Below are 15,890 nucleotides of genomic sequence, written 5' to 3' on the forward strand. Positions count from 1 at the left end.
TCCCAATCACGAATCACGAGTCACGGCTAATTAAGGAGAACCACCTTGGAAAAGAGATCAAGCAAACTGGACCTGCTCGGAGACTGGCAACGCACTCATCACTGCAGTCAACTCACCGAGGCAGACGTCGGTGAGAAGGTTCTCCTCATGGGCTGGATCCTGAGGCGCCGTGACCATGGAGGTCTCATCTTCGTCGATCTCAGGGACAGGTGGGGGATCACCCAGGTCGTGTTCAACCCGGAGAACGAACCGGTTTCCCACAAAAAGGCCGAGGCCCTCCGGTCCGAATGGGTCATCGCTGTCAGGGGAAAGGTGATCGCGCGTCCCGAAGGGATGCAGAACCCGGATCTCACCACGGGCGCAATCGAAGTCATGGCCAGTGAACTGAGGATCCTCAACACCAGCGCGACCCCTCCTTTTGCCATTGATGAACGGGAAGGTACCGATATCGCCGAAAACCTCCGGCTCACGTACCGCTACCTGGACCTCCGGAGGGAGAGCCTGAAGAAGAACATGGTCTTAAGGTCCCTGGTGAGCAAGCGGGTCCGGGATTTCTTCTACAACGAAGAGTTCCTGGAGATCGAAACGCCGTTTCTGACCAAAAGCACCCCGGAGGGGGCCCGTGACTACCTTGTTCCCAGCCGCATCCAGCACGGGCACATGTATGCCCTTCCCCAGTCCCCCCAACTGTTCAAGCAGCTGCTCATGGTGTCCGGCTATGACCGCTACTTCCAGATCGTCCACTGTTTCAGGGACGAGGACCTCAGGGCAGACCGCCAGCCGGAGTTCACCCAGATAGACGTGGAGATGTCGTTTATCACCGAAGACGTCCTGTTCGACGTTATGGAACGAATGATCACCGACCTGTTCAGCTTTGCCCTGGACACCCGGATCCAGTCGTCTTTCCCAAGGTTGTCCTATTCGGAGGCCCTGGACCGGTTCGGTCTGGACCGGCCCGACACCCGGTTCGCCATGGAACTCGTTGACCTGAGCGGACCGCTGAGCCGGACAGAGGCCAGACTTTTTTCAGAGACGGTGGCCGGCGGCGGGATCGTCAAGGCCATCAACGTTAAAGAAGGTGCGCGGCTGTCACGGAAAGAGCTGGACGAACTTGCCGATCACGTTGCCATTTACGGCGCAAAGGGTCTTGCGTGGTTCAAGAACAACCCCGACGGCTGGCAGTCGCCCCTGGCCAAGTTCATCGGTGAGGATGTCCGCGGCCAGATCGCGCAGGCCGCCGGGTTTGAAACCGGCGATCTGCTCCTGGTCGTTGCCGGTGACTCCGCCATGGTCAACGAGTCCCTCGGACAGCTCAGGCTCCATGTTGCCCAGAAACTGGACCTCATCCCCGCGGGGCGGTTCGACTTCCTCTGGGTGGTTGATTTCCCCCTTTTCGAATACGATGCCAGGGACGGACGCTACTATTCCATGCACCACCCCTTCACCTCCCCGGTGGAGGACGATATCCCCCTGCTTGGGACCGATCCCGGGAAGGTGAGGGCACGGGCCTACGACATGGTCCTCAACGGTTCGGAGATCGGCGGCGGAAGCATCAGGATCCACCGTCAGGATATCCAGAGCGCCGTCTTCCAGCTTCTCAACATCGGTCCCGAGGAGGCAAGGGAGAAGTTCGGATTTCTCCTCGACGCCCTCCAGTATGGCGCCCCGCCCCACGGCGGCATCGCCTTCGGACTGGACAGGATCATGATGCTCCTTACTGGCGCAACCTCCATCAGGGACGTGATCCCCTTCCCCAAAACCCAGAAGGCAACCTGCCTGCTCACCGGCGCGCCGAGCGCGGTGGACCCCGCACAGCTGGCGGAGCTGGGGTTGCGGCTGAAGAAATAGCTGTTTCCTCAGTCGAGTATCCAGTCCCTGATATCCAGTGCCTGGGAAAACAGGGCGAAGTTTCATGGAGCTGAGAACGAAGAAATACTGCTTCGCGCTTCGTCCTTTGCCCTTGTGCTGGTAGTCGAACCAGACACTGCTCCGGAATCGCCTGAAAAAGGCGATCTCCTCACACAAAACCCTTGACAGCTGAAGATCAGGTATATATAGGTATACTGTATACAGTATACCTATGGTGACTGTTAAATCCAGTGTCAGGCCTCTGCCGACCTGGATCGGCGATCCCCCCTCCGCCGGTTCAGACGGAAGGCCGGTTCGAAGGGGGCGCGGCATCTATGCCGCACCCCCTTCTTTTTTTCCAATTTTACCTGTTATGGGCTGATTTGTTGATTTTAGCCGGTCAATTGTTTATGAATGACTTTTGCCGGGAGGGTTCCAGGAAGATCGATGGACTCATCGGCAGGAAGGTCGTCACTTTCGGTTTCCCTTGCTTTATGAGGGCCGAGGTTGTCAAAAGGGATCAAGTGCTCCGAGTCTGGTCAGTCCGCTGTTGACCACGTGGAGTCAGGGAGTACACAGTATATGGTTAACGGTTACACGTTTGCAGCTATTAAAGATTGTGAACCGTGAACCGTGAACTGTTTACTGCTAACTGGTTAGCCGGAGATGCCGGCTCAGCCTGAAAGGGGGGTACGACATGACCGCCAAGAAGAGAAACAAGATCACCGTTGTGGGTGCCGGGAACGTCGGCGCCACGGCAGTTCACTGGGCCGCATCCAAGGAGCTTGGTGATATCGTCCTGGTGGACCTGGTCGAAGGGATGCCCCAGGGTAAGGCCCTGGACATGGTCGAGACGGCTCCTGTCGAAGGTTTTGACTGCAAGATCACCGGGACCAACGGCTACGAAGAGACCGCCGATTCGGACGTCATCATTATCACCGCCGGCCTCGCCCGGAAGCCCGGGATGAGCCGCGATGACCTTCTTCTCAAGAACTTCGAGATCGTCAAGAGCTGCACCGAGCAGGCCGTCAAGCACTCGCCCAACGCCTACATCATCGTGGTCAGCAACCCCCTCGATGTCATGACCTACGTCGCCCGGCAGGTCAGCGGGTTCCCGAAGAACAGGGTCATGGGTATGGCCGGAGTCCTCGACAGCGCCCGGTTCAGGGCCTTTATCGCCATGGAGCTCAATATCTCGGTGGAAGACACCAGCGCCTTCGTGCTTGGCGGCCACGGCGACAGCATGGTTCCCCTTGTCCGCTACTCCTACGCTGGCGGGATCCCCATCGAGAAACTTATCCCGGCCGACCGCATCGAGGCCATCGTGGACCGGACCCGCAAGGCGGGCGGTGAGATCGTCGGACTGCTCAAGACCGGCAGCGCCTACTACTCTCCCTCCGCTGCGGCCGTGCAGATGACCGAGGCGATCCTCAAGGACAAGAAGAGGATCCTGCCCTGCGCCGCGTGTCTCGAGGGTGAGTACGACGTGTTCGACGGACTTTACGTCGGTGTGCCGATCATCGTCGGCGGCGACGGAGTCGAGAAGATTATCGAGATCGAGTTGACTGACGACGAGAAAGCGGAGCTGAAAAACTCCGTGGACGACATCAGGGCGAACGTGCAGAAGCTGCCCTTGTGATGAGAGACAGCGTTTCGGTTCACTAGTTCAGGGAGGCAGATCGCTGGCTGGTTCAGTGGCTGCCTCCCTCTCTTTTTCCCGATGCCCGTTCCACTATTCGGACCAGCCGGTCCGCTGCTTAAGGACAGGTGGAAGCGGGTAATACACCGGAGGGGGAGATAATGAGAGAAATTTCAGTTGGCCAGATCACGGGCGCGGTCAAGGATCTCTCCATGAGTGCCGCTTATCACCTGGGCGACGACGTGGTCAAGGCCCTGGAAAAAGGTCTCGAGAACGAGACCTCGCCCACTGGGAAAGATGTCCTCAATCAGCTCCTGGAAAACGCCCGGATCGCCGACGAGGGAAAGTTCCCCATGTGCCAGGACACTGGTTTCGCCGTTGTATTTGTGGAACTGGGCCAGGACGTCCACGTCGCTGGAGGAGACCTTAACGAGGCCATCCACGAAGGTGTGCGTCAGGGCTACCAGGAAGCGTACCTTCGCAAGAGCGTCTGCCACCCCTTCACACGGAAGAACACCGGGGACAATACCCCCGCCATCATCCACGTGAAGATCGTTCCGGGCGACAGGATCAAACTCACCCTCGCCGGCAAGGGCGGCGGCAGTGAGAACATGAGCCGCGTCATGATGCTCAAACCCTCTGACGGGAAGCAGGGAATCATCGATTACGTGGTCCAGAGGGTCAAGGAATCCGGTCCCAACCCCTGTCCGCCCATCATCGTGGGTGTGGGCATCGGGGGGACCTTTGAAAAAGCGGCCATGCTTGCCAAGGAGTCCCTTTTACGGCACCTGGGAGAACCCAACCCCGATCCCGAACTCGCTGAGATGGAACAGACCATTCTAGAGCTTGTCAACAAGCTGGGTGTGGGTCCGGCGGGCCTGGGCGGACGGACCACTTCGCTGGCTGTTCACGTGGAGATGCATCCGTGCCACATCGCCAGCCTGCCCGTCGCCGTCAACATCAACTGCCATGCCCATCGGCACAAGGAATTAATTATTTAGGAACCCGCTAAACAGATGTGCGGTTTCCTAAATAATTAATCTGAAAGGGAGTCAGGGTCCTGGATAAAGGGGAATATTAGTCTTGATTTCAGACATCGTTTCCGGATTCTGCGAAACGATGTTCAGGAGAAATAAAATGTCTGATCCAATCGTACTTACCCCTCCGCTCACCGACGAGGACGTGGCCGGCCTGAGGGCGGGAGACCGGGTGCTCATCACAGGGTCGATTCTCACCGGCCGGGACGCGGCCCACAAGAGGCTGGTGGACCTGCTCGACAAAGGGGAAGAACTCCCTGTGGATGTCAAGGGACAGATCATCTATTTCGTTGGCCCGTCCCCGACGAGACCGGGTGAGGCCATCGGCTCTGCAGGACCGACTACGAGCTACCGCATGGACGCCTATTCACCCATCCTCATCGAGATGGGGCTGAAAGGGATGATCGGCAAGGGGACCCGCTCACGGGAGGTCAGGGACGCCATGTCGGAGCACAAGGCCGTCTACTTCGCTGCCGTTGGCGGCGCCGCGGCTCTCATCTCCAGACGCATCGAGTCCTGCGAGATCCTCGCCTACGAGGACCTCGGGCCCGAGGCGATCCGGAGGCTGGAGGTAAAGGATTTTCCGGTCATCGTCGTCAACGACACGGTGGGAAACGATCTGTATGAGCAGGGCGTCGAGGAATACAAGATAGCCTGAAAATTGATGGACTCGCAAAAAGTCCATCAATGCGCCCCGCGCGGGGCGCCCAAATCAATGACTCACTCCGTAAGTCATTGATTTGTAAGGAAAGGGAAAACGACGCTTTTCCCTTTCCGTGGAGCGAAAAGTCCCGGATTGGACTTTTTGCGACCCTGTCAAAGGTGGATCTGAATGGAAATATCTGAGCAATATTCCGAAACCCGCCGGCTATTGACCCTGGGGTTTTCACCCTGCCCTAACGACACTTTTATTTTCCATGGAATCGCCAGTGGAAAGCTGACGATGCCGGGGTATGAATTTACCTCCGAGTTGCACGATGTTGAGACCCTCAACCAGATGGCAGCAGAGGGCACTCTTGATATAACAAAGCTGTCCTTTCACGCCTGGCTCAGGGTCAAACCCAGGTACCGGATGCTGGCGAGCGGCGGCGCCCTGGGCTATGGATGCGGGCCTGTCGTCATGGCCCGCAGCCAATTGACAAGAGTCGATATCGCGCACTGCAGGGTCGTGCTCCCTGGTGATTGGACGACAGCCCACCTTCTTTTTCGCCTCTGGGCTCCCGAAGCGGAAGACCGATATTTCCTTCCCTACGATCACATCTTCAGGGCCGTGGCGTCAGGAGAGGCGGATTGTGGGGTGATCATCCATGAAAACCGGTTCACTTTTGAACAGGCCGGTTTTCACGCCATCGTCGATCTCGGGGCCTGGTGGGAAAGGGAGACCAACCTGCCGATCCCTCTGGGGTGCATTGCCGCCCGGCGTTCTCTTTCAGCCGAGACCACCTGCGCCATTGAAGATTTAATCCGCCGGAGCATCCGGATGGCGATAGACGATCCGGAGAGCGTATTCCCCTACGTCCGTCAACACGCCCAGGAAATGGATGATCCCGTAATCGCGCGGCACATCCGGACCTTCGTAAATGACCTCAGCCTGGACCTTGGAGAGAATGGACACGCTGCGGTTGCCGCCCTCGAAAAAAAAGCCCTCATGGCTGGAGTGTTGGGATGATCGGGCTGGTTTATGCAACCAGGGCGGAAGCAGACCCGTTCCTGAAAATGGCCAAAGCCCGCGCAGTGCAGGGCAAACCGTTTGAACTGTTCGAGATCATCGTGCAGGGGATTAGCGAAACAATGGTTGTCGTCAGCGGGATGGGAAAAGTGCCGGCGGCTCTGGCGACCCAGATGCTGATCCGTGACAACCCCCTGAAACTTGTCGTCAACGCCGGTATCTGCGGCTCTCTTACGGATCGCCCGGGCGTGAAACCCGGCGCCGTGTTTCGAGTGGACTCAGTCTCCGGGGGAGAGTCCGTCCATGGAATACCTGAGGTATCCGCGGAGTGCTGTACCGGAATGTTCGTAGAACTCGAAGGGACCACGTTGGTGACCTTTGACCGGCCGGTATTTGACAGTCAGGAGCGCCTTGCCCTGTCCAGACGGGGGGAACTGGTCGACATGGAAGGCTATTCCGTGGCTCATGTTGCCGGGATGAACGGTGTTTCCTGCGCCATAATCAAAGGTGTGACCGACCTCGCCGGGGAAGGCGACCGCCGTATGCTGCGCCTCAATCTTGCACCCGTCGCGGAAAAAGTTGCCGGCCTTGTGTGGCACGAAATCGTTCGATTGATGGAGGTTCGACGTTGACAGGTAGCATCCTCAATTTCATCAAGATCTTTCACACGGCCTTCAGTCTGCCTACAGTATTTGCCGGAGCCTGGCTGGGAAACACCGGCCGTTTCCCGTCATTATGGATCCTGTTGCTGGTCATTGCGGCGGCAACAGGCGCCCGCACCTTCGGATTCTCCTTCAATCGTATTTTCGATCGACACATCGATGCGCAAAACCCCAGGACCGCCTCGAGGGAACTGCCCCGCGGCGCCCTGTCGGTACAGGCGGCTCTTGCTGTGACAACGGCCGGTCTGGTCATGTATCTTGCCTCCTGCGCCGCCCTGGGAGGCTGGTGCCTGGTCTTGGCACCGATCCCGTTGGTCCCTCTTCTGTTCTACTCGCTGCTCAAGCGGTTCACTCCACTTTGTCACTTCGGTATCGGGCTTTGTCTGGCCCTCGCCCCCCTGGGAGCGTTCGTGGCGACGGCCGGCCACATCCGTTTTTCCCTACCCGTCATCCTGTTCGCGGTCTATGTGTTTTTCTGGATGAGCGGAGCCGACATTCTCTACGCCATTCTTGACATTGAGAGCGATCGTCAGAACGGCATACATAGCCTGCCCGCATTCTACGGAAGAGCAGCGGCAATGCGGATGGCGGCCTGCTGCCACATTACAGCCACAGCTCTGATCGCAGGCGTTCTATTCGTAATCGGCGGAGGCGTCGGGTCTTTCATCGCTCTGGGCCTGTCAACGCTTTTCCTGGGAGCGGCGCATGTCACGGTGATCCCGGTGGAGCTGCGGTTTTTCCCCATCTCAACAATGGCGGGAGTGGCGGCGGCCTTTGTCCCCATCCTTGGCAGTTGATGGACTTATAAGGTGTATTAAATCCACCAGGTAAGGAAGCAGCATCATGACGGAGAATAAACATCTGGTTCTCGCAGTAACGGGCGCGTCCGGCGCTTACGCGGCCGAACAATTGATCGCCGCATCGCCCTGGCCGGTGGCCCTCGTCGTAAGCCGGTGGGGGAAAACGGTGTTCGCTGAAGAGCGTGGAGACCTTGAACGACTGTTTTCCGGGGCCGACAGTATTCACGATAACGATGATCTCAGATCGCCCCTTGCTTCCGGGTCGGTGGCGACCCGTGGGATGGTCGTTCTCCCCTGTTCGACCCATACGCTGGGAAGTATTGCGGCTGGCCTGGGGAACACCCTGATTCCACGTGCGGCCCATTGTCACCTGAAAGAGCGGCGGACCCTGGTCCTCTGCCTGAGGGAATCGCCGCTGACCCTCATCGACCTGGATAACGCGAACAAAGTGGCGACGGCCGGGGGGATCATCATGCCCCTTTCCCCGCCATTTTTCATGTTCAGCGGCCGGCTCCCGGAAGAGATTTCACTCACCGACATCATGGACTCGTTTGTGGATCGGGTGCTGTCGGTATTCGGTCATGAACCAGGGCGGAATTGGGAGGATGTGCGATGATCTTTCCGGACCTGCGATCCTTCATTCAGCACCTTGAAGCACAAGGGGAACTGGTTCGCATCAGAGCCGAGGTCGATCCCGACCAAGAGATCAACATCATTCAGCATCGGGTCATGGCACATAACGGTCCTGCGCTTCTGTTCGAGAATGTCATCGGGTCCCCGTACCAGATCGTTTCCAATCTGTTCGGGACAAAAGACCGGGTCGAACGGGTGTTCGGTGGTCACCCGTCCGAAGTGGGTGAGACAGTCGTACGCCTTGCCGCAGGGATGATGCCGCCGCAAATCGAGACGATCTGGAAAGAGAGGCGCCGCATCCGGCGTCTGCTCAACGCCAGACTTCGCAACGTTTTTAAAGGTCCGGTAATGGCAACTGTTTCCGAGCCGGCCGACCTGGAATGTCTGCCGGTCTTGAAGTGCTGGCCGGAGGACGGTGGGCATTTCTTCACGCTTCCACTGGTTCATACGGTCGACCCCGTGACCGGTTGCGGCAACACCGGCATCTACCGTCTTCAGCGATACGGCCCCGGCTCAACGGGAATGCATTGGCAGATCGAAAAGGGCGGAGGATTTCATTTTCAAAAAGCCCGGGAACTCGGCCAGCCGCTTCCGGTCAGCGTTTTTCTCGGTGGCCCGCCCGCCCTGACCATTGCCGCTGTGACCCCGCTTCCAGAGGGGATGGACGAAAGGATACTGGCCGCCTTGCTTTTGGGAAAACCGCTTGACGTCATCAAGCGAACGAAAACAGGGCACCTGATTCCGGCACAGGCGGAGTTCGTGCTGGAGGGAACGGTAACGGACGGAGACTTGCGGCGGGAAGGTCCTTTCGGGGATCATTTCGGTCATTACTCCCACAGCGCCGATTTCCCGGTCTACCGGGTCCACCGGGTGCTGGCCCGCAAAAACGCGATTTATCCCGCCACTGTGGTGGGGAAACCGGTCCAGGAGGACTTTCACATCGGGGTCGCGCTTCAGGAAATGGCCATGCCTCTTCTGAAGCTGACCAGGCCCGCTGTAACAGCGATCTGGGCCTATCCGGAAACCGGTTTTCACCCCCTCGCCGTCATGGCAGTGAAGCAGAGATATCCGAGGGAAGCCCTGAAACATACTCTCGGAATGCTGGGTGAAGGCCAGGTCTCCCTGACCAAGATCATGATCACCGTCGACAGCGATGTGGACGTGAAGGATTTCGAGGCGGTGAGCCGAGCGCTCTGGCAGCATCTCGACACGGGAGACGGCTTGCACCTGCTTTCGCCCACGGCCCAGGACACCCTCGATTTCACCGGTCCGGCCATGAACTCCGGTTCCCGGCTTATTCTGATCGCCTGTCGGGGAAGCGGACGGCCGGTCCCAGGAGAGACACCGCCGCCGCCGCCGGAAGCCGACATGGTTGATCCCGGGATCCAGGGATTGAGGAAATGGGGTCCGGCGTTTCTCATGGTCCAACTGAAATCCGGCGGTGTGGACATCGACCGGGTCCGCCGATCGCTGGCGGCCCACCCGTCCACCAGCCAATACATGTTCCGCGTTCTTCTATCGCCGGATATCCCTCTGGACGACCCCACCATGACCCTCTGGGGTTGGTTCACGCGGTTCGATCCCCTGCTTGACATCCATCCTGCCGGACGCCGCCTGGATGGCAACCGTTTGATCCTCAACCTCCCGCTCGACATCGATGCGCGGTGGAAAGACGGCTACCCCAAACCGGTTCAATTCGATCCCGGGGTGGAGAAGAATGTGGATAAACGGTGGAAGAGCTTCGGGCTGGATTGAAAATGAAGACGATCATGAACGCCGCGTTTTCAACATCCATTGAAAAGGGCGCCGCCGGGCAGCGGTTGACCCGTGCAGAGGCCTTTGCCCTGATCGGGGCTGTCACACCCGACACGCTTCACCTTCTGGGGGAGGCCGCTCTGGAAAACCGGACACGGCGTTGGGGCAATGACGCGACCTATATCTTCAACATCCAGATAAACCCGGCGAACATCTGCACCACGGGATGCGCCTTCTGCAATTACGCTGCCCGTCCCGAAGAAGCGCACGCCTACATCCTCAGTGAAGAGGAGATCATCGAGAAAGTGGGAAAACTGGCCCCCACCGAGGTACACATCGTGGGCGGCTTGAACAGTGTGTGGCCCTATGAGCGCAACCTCGGCCTGGTCCGTGAACTGCGCAGGAGATTTCCTGTTCTTCATATCAAGGCGTTCACCGCAGTTGAAATTGCTTTTTTTGCCCGGACTGCGGCAAAGAGCGAGAGGAGGGTCATTGAAGAACTTATTGAAGCCGGCATAGACGCCATGCCCGGCGGCGGCGCGGAAATTTTTTCCGGGCGCCTCCGTGAAAAATACTGGAAGAACAAGATCAGGCCGTCCGAATGGATCCATATCCACCAACTGGCCCATTCAATGGGAGTGTCGACCAATGCGACCATGCTGTTCGGCTTCGGGGAAACCTGGACTGAAAGGGTGGAGCACCTGCTGACGCTCAGGGATGCCCAGGACACTTCAGATGGTTTTAGCTGTTTCATTCCCCTGGCGTTTCAGCCCGGTGAAGGTCGGTTTATCGAGCAGGGTCCGACCCCGCTCGACACCTTGTCCGTGCTTGCGGTGTCAAGGTTGGTACTGGACAATATCTCCCATCTTAAATCCTACTGGCCTATGATCGGACTCGAAACTGCAGCCGCCGGTCTTAGCTGGGGCGCCGATGACCTGGACGGAACCATCGGCGAGGAAAAAATAGCCCACATGGCAGGGGCAAAAACACCTTTTGGACTGGCGCGTGACCGGATGGTGGAAACAATTTCAACCGCAGGGTTCCGCCCACGGGAACGGGACGGCCGTTTCACGCCGATGAACGCCCCTTCCCCATCGACCGGTGTCCTGCCGGGTGACGTTACAGCATCGGACCAGGAGCCTGCCTGATAACCCCACAAAGACTCCTGGCAATGGTCAAGTGACGCGAGGTTCAACGATGACTCATCCTGTCGCAATTATCCCCTACACGAACATGGCGCCTCTACAGGTTTTCGGTCCTCCGCAGGGGTGCCGGTTCGTGCCGATGGTTCCCCGGGAGAGCATAACCGCCCTTCTGGAGAAACGTGTGATCGCCGCGGCTGTACCGGTGGGTGGGCTGCCGGCTCTCGACTCCGCCGTCGACCTGCTGGGGCCTTTCGGTATCGCCGCACGGGAACGGTCCATGAGCGTCCTGCTGTTTTCGAAGCGGCCGTTTGCCGATATCCCACCCGACGCCCGATTCCGATTGACCTCTGAATCCGCCTCCAGCGTCCGGCTCCTCTACCTTCTCCACGGATATCGAAACGGGTTTAAAAAAAAACCCACTTCGGCCGGTAACGGACGTAGTGCGGACGGAGAGCTTCTTATCGGCGATGCCGCCCTGCTCATGAGGAAATCGCATCGGGAAAACAGGTCACACGAATACCCTTTTGTGACGGACCTGGCGGAGGAATGGTTTGCCATGCACAGCCTGCCTTTCGTCTTCGCCAGATGGGTGATACGCAAAGATGCTCCTGGCACCGCCCGCAGGGCACTCGAAAACTGGCTTGATGAGTTCAGAGTCAATGAGTTCGACCTGATCCATCGTGCGGCGCCGCCGGCTGCCAGAAGCCTCGGCTTGCCCCTGCAGGAGGTGCTGGACTATTTCCGAACTGTCCGCCGGGTCCTCGACCAGGATGATCTTGCCGGGCAGGAACGTTTTTTAACCGATCTTGAGCTATTGAAAGAGTCGCAAAAAGCCCAGGCGGGACTTTTTGCTCAACGGAAAGCGAAAAGTGTCATTTTCGCTTTCCTCACAGATCATTGACTTCTATTGCCGGTCATTGATCTGGGCGCCCCACCTGGGGCGTGTTGATGACTTTTTGCGAGGTCACCAACTATTATATGTGGGAGTAACAGCCCCTCGGAAGCCGCATCCCTCCCTGGGTGTCTGTCGGAGAACCTGACACAGACTCCTGGTGAAAAGGGAACAGTCATTGTGGAGGACGATCCATTGAAAAAGTCGCGCACGGGGGAAAGAATAGCTGCCCGACGCATGGGCGAACGGTTCGAGCGCGGTGATGCGCTGGAGCTGCTCAGGGAAATGCCCATGGGGCGCCTGATGGCTATGGCTCACGGTGCGCGTCTCGATCGCTACCCGGAGCCCGCTGTGACCTTCGTAATAGATACCAATCCGAACTACACGAACATCTGCGTCACCCGGTGCCTTTTCTGCGCCTTCTGCCGCCCGGGAAACGACGCGGATGCCTACACCCTTTCCCCGAAGCAGCTGGGCGAAAGGGTTAAGGCCGCTCACGACATCGGGGCGACAACCGTGCTGCTGCAGGGGGGGCACAACCCGGCTATCGGGCTGGGGGAATGGACAGCATACATCCGGGAGATCCGGAAAGCCTGTCCGGACATCCACATTCATCCTTTCAGCCCTGCCGAATACGTCTTCATGGCAGCTAAGGAGAAGATCAGCTACGAAGAGGCACTGCGGTCCGTATACCTCGAAGGAGTGGACACCATCCCTGGCGGAGGCGCCGAAATCCTGACCGAACGGGTACGACAGGCAATCGCGCCGGACAAGGCAACGACGAACGAATGGCTGGAGCTTAGTGAGACCGCACACCGGATAGGGTTTAGAACTACCGCGACCATGATGTTCGGTCACATTGAAACAGATATGGACATTGTAGACCATCTTCTGTCGCTTCGGGCGGTGCAGGATCGTACTGGAGGGTTTACCAGCTTTATTCCCTGGTCGTTCAAACCGGGCTGTTCACACCTCAGCCGGAAGGTTCCGTCCCCGGTACACCCGGCAAAGTATGTGCGAATAATTGCTCTGGCACGCCTGGTGCTCGACAACTTCCCTCACATTCAATCTTCCTGGTTCAGCGAGAGCGTTCAGGCAGGGCAGCTGGGGCTGCTTGCCGGGGCAGACGATTTCGGAGGGGTGCTGATAGAAGAAAATGTGCTCAAGACAACCGGATACCGGAATACTTCCACGGTCGAAGAGGTTAAAAACATCATCCGAAGAGCGGGGTTCACACCGGCACAGAGAAACGGCTATTATCAGACCATTTGCGTCCAGAAGCCTGTGTGAGGTTCTCCGACCCGATACCCGCGATTGTATTTATCGACCTCCGGTCGGCGGGCAAGAGATGCCGCTTTTTCGATCCGGGTCCAGAAAATGTGTCCGGGCAACGTCAGGAACCGGCAACCCGCACTTCTTGTATTCTTCTGCCGGCGACGCCGGAACCCCGGCCGGAGGGGCCCAATCGGCGGATTTCGGGGTGACACTGCCCTCTGGCAAGCGTCCCGATTATCTGGTATTTAAGGAAACATGGAAACCGACGTTCTTATCATTGGATCGGGGGTGGCCGGTTTCATGACCGCCCTCAAGGTGGCAAGATTCGCAGACGTGACTCTTGTCACCAAGCGATCGGCCGATGACACCTCCACCTCCAAGGCCCAGGGCGGTATCGCCACCGTCATGGACGACGCGGACCGGTTCGAATACCACATCCGGGACACCCTCACCGCGGGAGCCGACCTCTGCCACGAGGACGTGGTGGAAACGATCATCAAGAACGGCCCGAGGGCCCTGAGGGAACTCATCGACCTGGGCGCTCATTTCGACCTGTCTGCCAAAGGTACACTTGACCTTGGACGGGAGGGCGGACACAGCCATCGGCGCATCGTCCACGCGAAGGACATGACCGGGCGCGAGATCCAGCGGGTCATCCATGCCGCAGCCGACCGCAACGAACGGATCCGGGTCCTCGAAAACCACATGGCTCTGAACCTCGTGACCCTGGGCACCCTGGCCAACCGCCTGCCCGACGACCCGGCCACCGACCGGTGCCTGGGATGCTACATCCACAACGCGGTCACCGGTGAGATCTTTCCTCTCCTTGCAAGAACTGTTGTCCTGGCAACCGGCGGCGCCGGGAAAGCATACCTTTATACAAGCAACCCCGACGTCGTCTCCGGAGCGGGGATTTCCCTGGCCTATCGCATCGGGGCCGACATCGCCAACATGGAGTTCGTCCAGTTCCATCCCACCTGCCTTTATCACCCGGCGGCCAAATCGTTCCTCATCAGCGAAGCGGTCCGGGGCGAGGGGGCCGTGCTCAGGACCCTCGACGGAAACGCCTTCATGGGAGCCTATCACGAGATGAAGGACCTCGCACCAAGGGACATCGTGGCGAGGGCCATCGACAGCGAACTGAAAAAACGGGGCGACGACCACGCCCTGCTGGACATCACCCACAAGCCGGCCCGTGAGATCATCGACCGGTTTCCCAACATCTACCAGCAATGCCTCGAATACGGATTCGACATGACGAAAGAACCCCTCCCCGTGGTCCCGGCGGCCCATTACCTTTGCGGAGGGGTCCGGACCGACCTGGACGGGAAAACCGCGGTCCCAGGGCTTTACGCCTGCGGGGAAACGGCGTGCACGGGACTTCACGGCGCCAACCGCCTGGCCAGCAACTCCCTTCTCGAAGCCCTCGTCATGGCCGACAGGATCGCCTGCTCCATGGAGGCCGAATGGGATTCCCTCGCTCACCCCACGGCCTTGGACATTCCTGCCTGGGACCCGGGTGATGCCGTGGACTCCGACGAGAACGTTGTCATCTCCCACAACTGGGACGAGATCAGGCGCACCATGTGGAACTACGTGGGGATCGTTCGTACCGACCGGCGCCTTGAAAGGGCCCTTCACCGCATCGAGCTGTTGAAGCGGGAGGTGGAGGAGTACTACTGGAACTTCCGCATCACCAGGGATCTCATCGAACTGAGGAACCTTGTCTACGTCGCGCTCCTCACGGTGCGCTGCGCCATGGCCCGCAAGGAGAGCCGCGGCCTCCACTACACCCTGGACTACCCGGAAAGGGACGAGGCGTACCGGAAGGACACGGTGATCAACCGAAGGCAGTATATTAAAAGGCCGTGACTCGTGACTCGTGATTAGTACTTAGGGAACCCCCCGGCTTTGCCGGGGGTACATGGCTGACTCGCAACCCGTAATCCGATAAGGTCTTTGTGAATTGCGATTAAATGGTTTTTGCAAACAGAACCAGGAATTTCCGCGATTTTTTCTAATTACGAATCACAAATTACGAATCACGGCATCCATTTTTACTTGAAATCCGAAACAAGGATAAAAAAAATGGAAAGTCCTCCTCCCGACCAGCGGATCCTCAACCTTCGAAACGCCATCGACACCGTGGACAGCCGCATTATCGAGCTTCTGCAGGAACGGGCCTCCCTCGCCCAGGAGATCGGCCAGGTGAAAAAGAAGATCGGCATGGCCATCCTGGATCCGGGCCGGGAGGGGAAGGTGAAAAAGAAGCTCGCCGCCGGCGCCCAGGGCCCCATGGACACCGAACAGCTGGTGAGGATCTACGAGGTCATCATGGCGGAAAGCCGGCGGTTGCAGGAGGAGGACTAGCAGCGTGTCGGAGAACCTCCCTTTTTCTTAGCAGGGAGGGCACAGGCTCCTAGCCCGCATTATTCATGATGCAAATGAGATGTCAGCCAACTGTGTGGCAATTAAAGATGATGGACTCGCAAAAAGTCCATCAACGCGCCCCGCGCGGGGCGCCCAAATCAATGA

The 15,890-nt window shown here is 58.5% G+C and carries 14 protein-coding genes; all 14 read left to right on the top strand.

Features of this window, described 5'->3' with window-relative positions:
- Positions 1 to 45 precede the first annotated feature (45 nt).
- A complete protein-coding gene (gene aspS / locus P1S46_00510; GenBank protein MDF1534968.1) occupies positions 46 to 1,848 on the top strand; it encodes an aspartate--tRNA ligase in 1,803 nt (600 codons plus the stop codon).
- Positions 1,849 to 2,545: 697 nt separating this feature from the next.
- A complete protein-coding gene (gene mdh, locus P1S46_00515) occupies positions 2,546 to 3,487 on the top strand; it encodes a malate dehydrogenase (protein ID MDF1534969.1) in 942 nt (313 codons plus the stop codon).
- A 161-nt stretch (positions 3,488 to 3,648) separates the two neighbouring features.
- A complete protein-coding gene (locus P1S46_00520) occupies positions 3,649 to 4,488 on the top strand; it encodes a fumarate hydratase (protein ID MDF1534970.1) in 840 nt (279 codons plus the stop codon).
- 136 nt (positions 4,489 to 4,624) lie between these two features.
- Positions 4,625 to 5,182, top strand: coding sequence for a Fe-S-containing hydro-lyase (locus P1S46_00525; GenBank protein MDF1534971.1), 558 nt, complete (start codon positions 4,625 to 4,627; stop codon positions 5,180 to 5,182).
- A gap of 174 nt (positions 5,183 to 5,356) precedes the next feature.
- Positions 5,357 to 6,193, top strand: coding sequence for a 1,4-dihydroxy-6-naphthoate synthase (locus P1S46_00530; GenBank protein MDF1534972.1), 837 nt, complete (start codon positions 5,357 to 5,359; stop codon positions 6,191 to 6,193).
- A complete protein-coding gene (locus P1S46_00535) occupies positions 6,190 to 6,825 on the top strand; it encodes a hypothetical protein (protein ID MDF1534973.1) in 636 nt (211 codons plus the stop codon). The genes P1S46_00530 and P1S46_00535 overlap by 4 nt, the downstream gene beginning before the upstream one ends.
- Positions 6,822 to 7,652, top strand: coding sequence for a putative 4-hydroxybenzoate polyprenyltransferase (gene ubiA / locus P1S46_00540; protein ID MDF1534974.1), 831 nt, complete (start codon positions 6,822 to 6,824; stop codon positions 7,650 to 7,652). Before P1S46_00535 ends, ubiA begins: the two co-directional genes overlap by 4 nt.
- 46 nt (positions 7,653 to 7,698) lie before the next feature.
- Positions 7,699 to 8,271 carry a UbiX family flavin prenyltransferase gene (locus P1S46_00545; protein ID MDF1534975.1) on the top strand — a complete coding sequence of 191 codons (573 nt, stop codon included), beginning with the start codon at positions 7,699 to 7,701 and terminating at the stop codon, positions 8,269 to 8,271.
- Positions 8,268 to 10,043, top strand: coding sequence for a UbiD family decarboxylase (locus P1S46_00550; protein MDF1534976.1), 1,776 nt, complete (start codon positions 8,268 to 8,270; stop codon positions 10,041 to 10,043). The genes P1S46_00545 and P1S46_00550 overlap by 4 nt, the downstream gene beginning before the upstream one ends.
- Before the next feature lie 2 nt (positions 10,044 to 10,045).
- Positions 10,046 to 11,191: a CofH family radical SAM protein gene (locus P1S46_00555; protein ID MDF1534977.1), complete on the top strand. Its 1,146-nt coding sequence runs from the start codon at positions 10,046 to 10,048 to the stop codon at positions 11,189 to 11,191.
- Positions 11,192 to 11,240: 49 nt separating this feature from the next.
- Positions 11,241 to 12,089 (top strand): hypothetical protein, encoded by an 849-nt coding sequence (locus P1S46_00560; protein ID MDF1534978.1) that lies wholly within the window; start codon positions 11,241 to 11,243, stop codon positions 12,087 to 12,089.
- A 186-nt stretch (positions 12,090 to 12,275) separates the two neighbouring features.
- Complete coding sequence (locus P1S46_00565; GenBank protein ID MDF1534979.1) at positions 12,276 to 13,370, top strand: CofH family radical SAM protein; 1,095 nt, start codon at positions 12,276 to 12,278, stop codon at positions 13,368 to 13,370.
- 240 nt (positions 13,371 to 13,610) lie between these two features.
- Positions 13,611 to 15,227: an L-aspartate oxidase gene (gene nadB / locus P1S46_00570; protein ID MDF1534980.1), complete on the top strand. Its 1,617-nt coding sequence runs from the start codon at positions 13,611 to 13,613 to the stop codon at positions 15,225 to 15,227.
- Positions 15,228 to 15,443: 216 nt separating this feature from the next.
- Positions 15,444 to 15,725, top strand: a complete 282-nt coding sequence (pheA, locus tag P1S46_00575) for a chorismate mutase (GenBank protein ID MDF1534981.1) — start codon at positions 15,444 to 15,446, stop codon at positions 15,723 to 15,725.
- Positions 15,726 to 15,890 lie beyond the last annotated feature (165 nt).

It is taken from the genome of bacterium (assembly GCA_029210545.1).
Taxonomy (GTDB): domain Bacteria; phylum BMS3Abin14; class BMS3Abin14; order BMS3Abin14; family BMS3Abin14; genus JARGFV01.

Bases quoted from the DNA above. Each gene is read 5' to 3' on its own strand.
- P1S46_00560 (MDF1534978.1), top strand. From the start codon at position 11,241: ATGACTCATCCTGTCGCAATTATCCCCTACACGAACATGGCGCCTCTA.
- nadB (MDF1534980.1), top strand. From the start codon at position 13,611: ATGGAAACCGACGTTCTTATCATTGGATCGGGGGTGGCCGGTTTCATG.
- P1S46_00530 (MDF1534972.1), top strand. From the start codon at position 5,357: ATGGAAATATCTGAGCAATATTCCGAAACCCGCCGGCTATTGACCCTG.
- pheA (MDF1534981.1), top strand. From the start codon at position 15,444: ATGGAAAGTCCTCCTCCCGACCAGCGGATCCTCAACCTTCGAAACGCC.
- mdh (MDF1534969.1), top strand. From the start codon at position 2,546: ATGACCGCCAAGAAGAGAAACAAGATCACCGTTGTGGGTGCCGGGAAC.
- P1S46_00535 (MDF1534973.1), top strand. From the start codon at position 6,190: ATGATCGGGCTGGTTTATGCAACCAGGGCGGAAGCAGACCCGTTCCTG.
- P1S46_00550 (MDF1534976.1), top strand. From the start codon at position 8,268: ATGATCTTTCCGGACCTGCGATCCTTCATTCAGCACCTTGAAGCACAA.
- P1S46_00520 (MDF1534970.1), top strand. From the start codon at position 3,649: ATGAGAGAAATTTCAGTTGGCCAGATCACGGGCGCGGTCAAGGATCTC.
- P1S46_00545 (MDF1534975.1), top strand. From the start codon at position 7,699: ATGACGGAGAATAAACATCTGGTTCTCGCAGTAACGGGCGCGTCCGGC.
- P1S46_00525 (MDF1534971.1), top strand. From the start codon at position 4,625: ATGTCTGATCCAATCGTACTTACCCCTCCGCTCACCGACGAGGACGTG.
- P1S46_00555 (MDF1534977.1), top strand. From the start codon at position 10,046: ATGAAGACGATCATGAACGCCGCGTTTTCAACATCCATTGAAAAGGGC.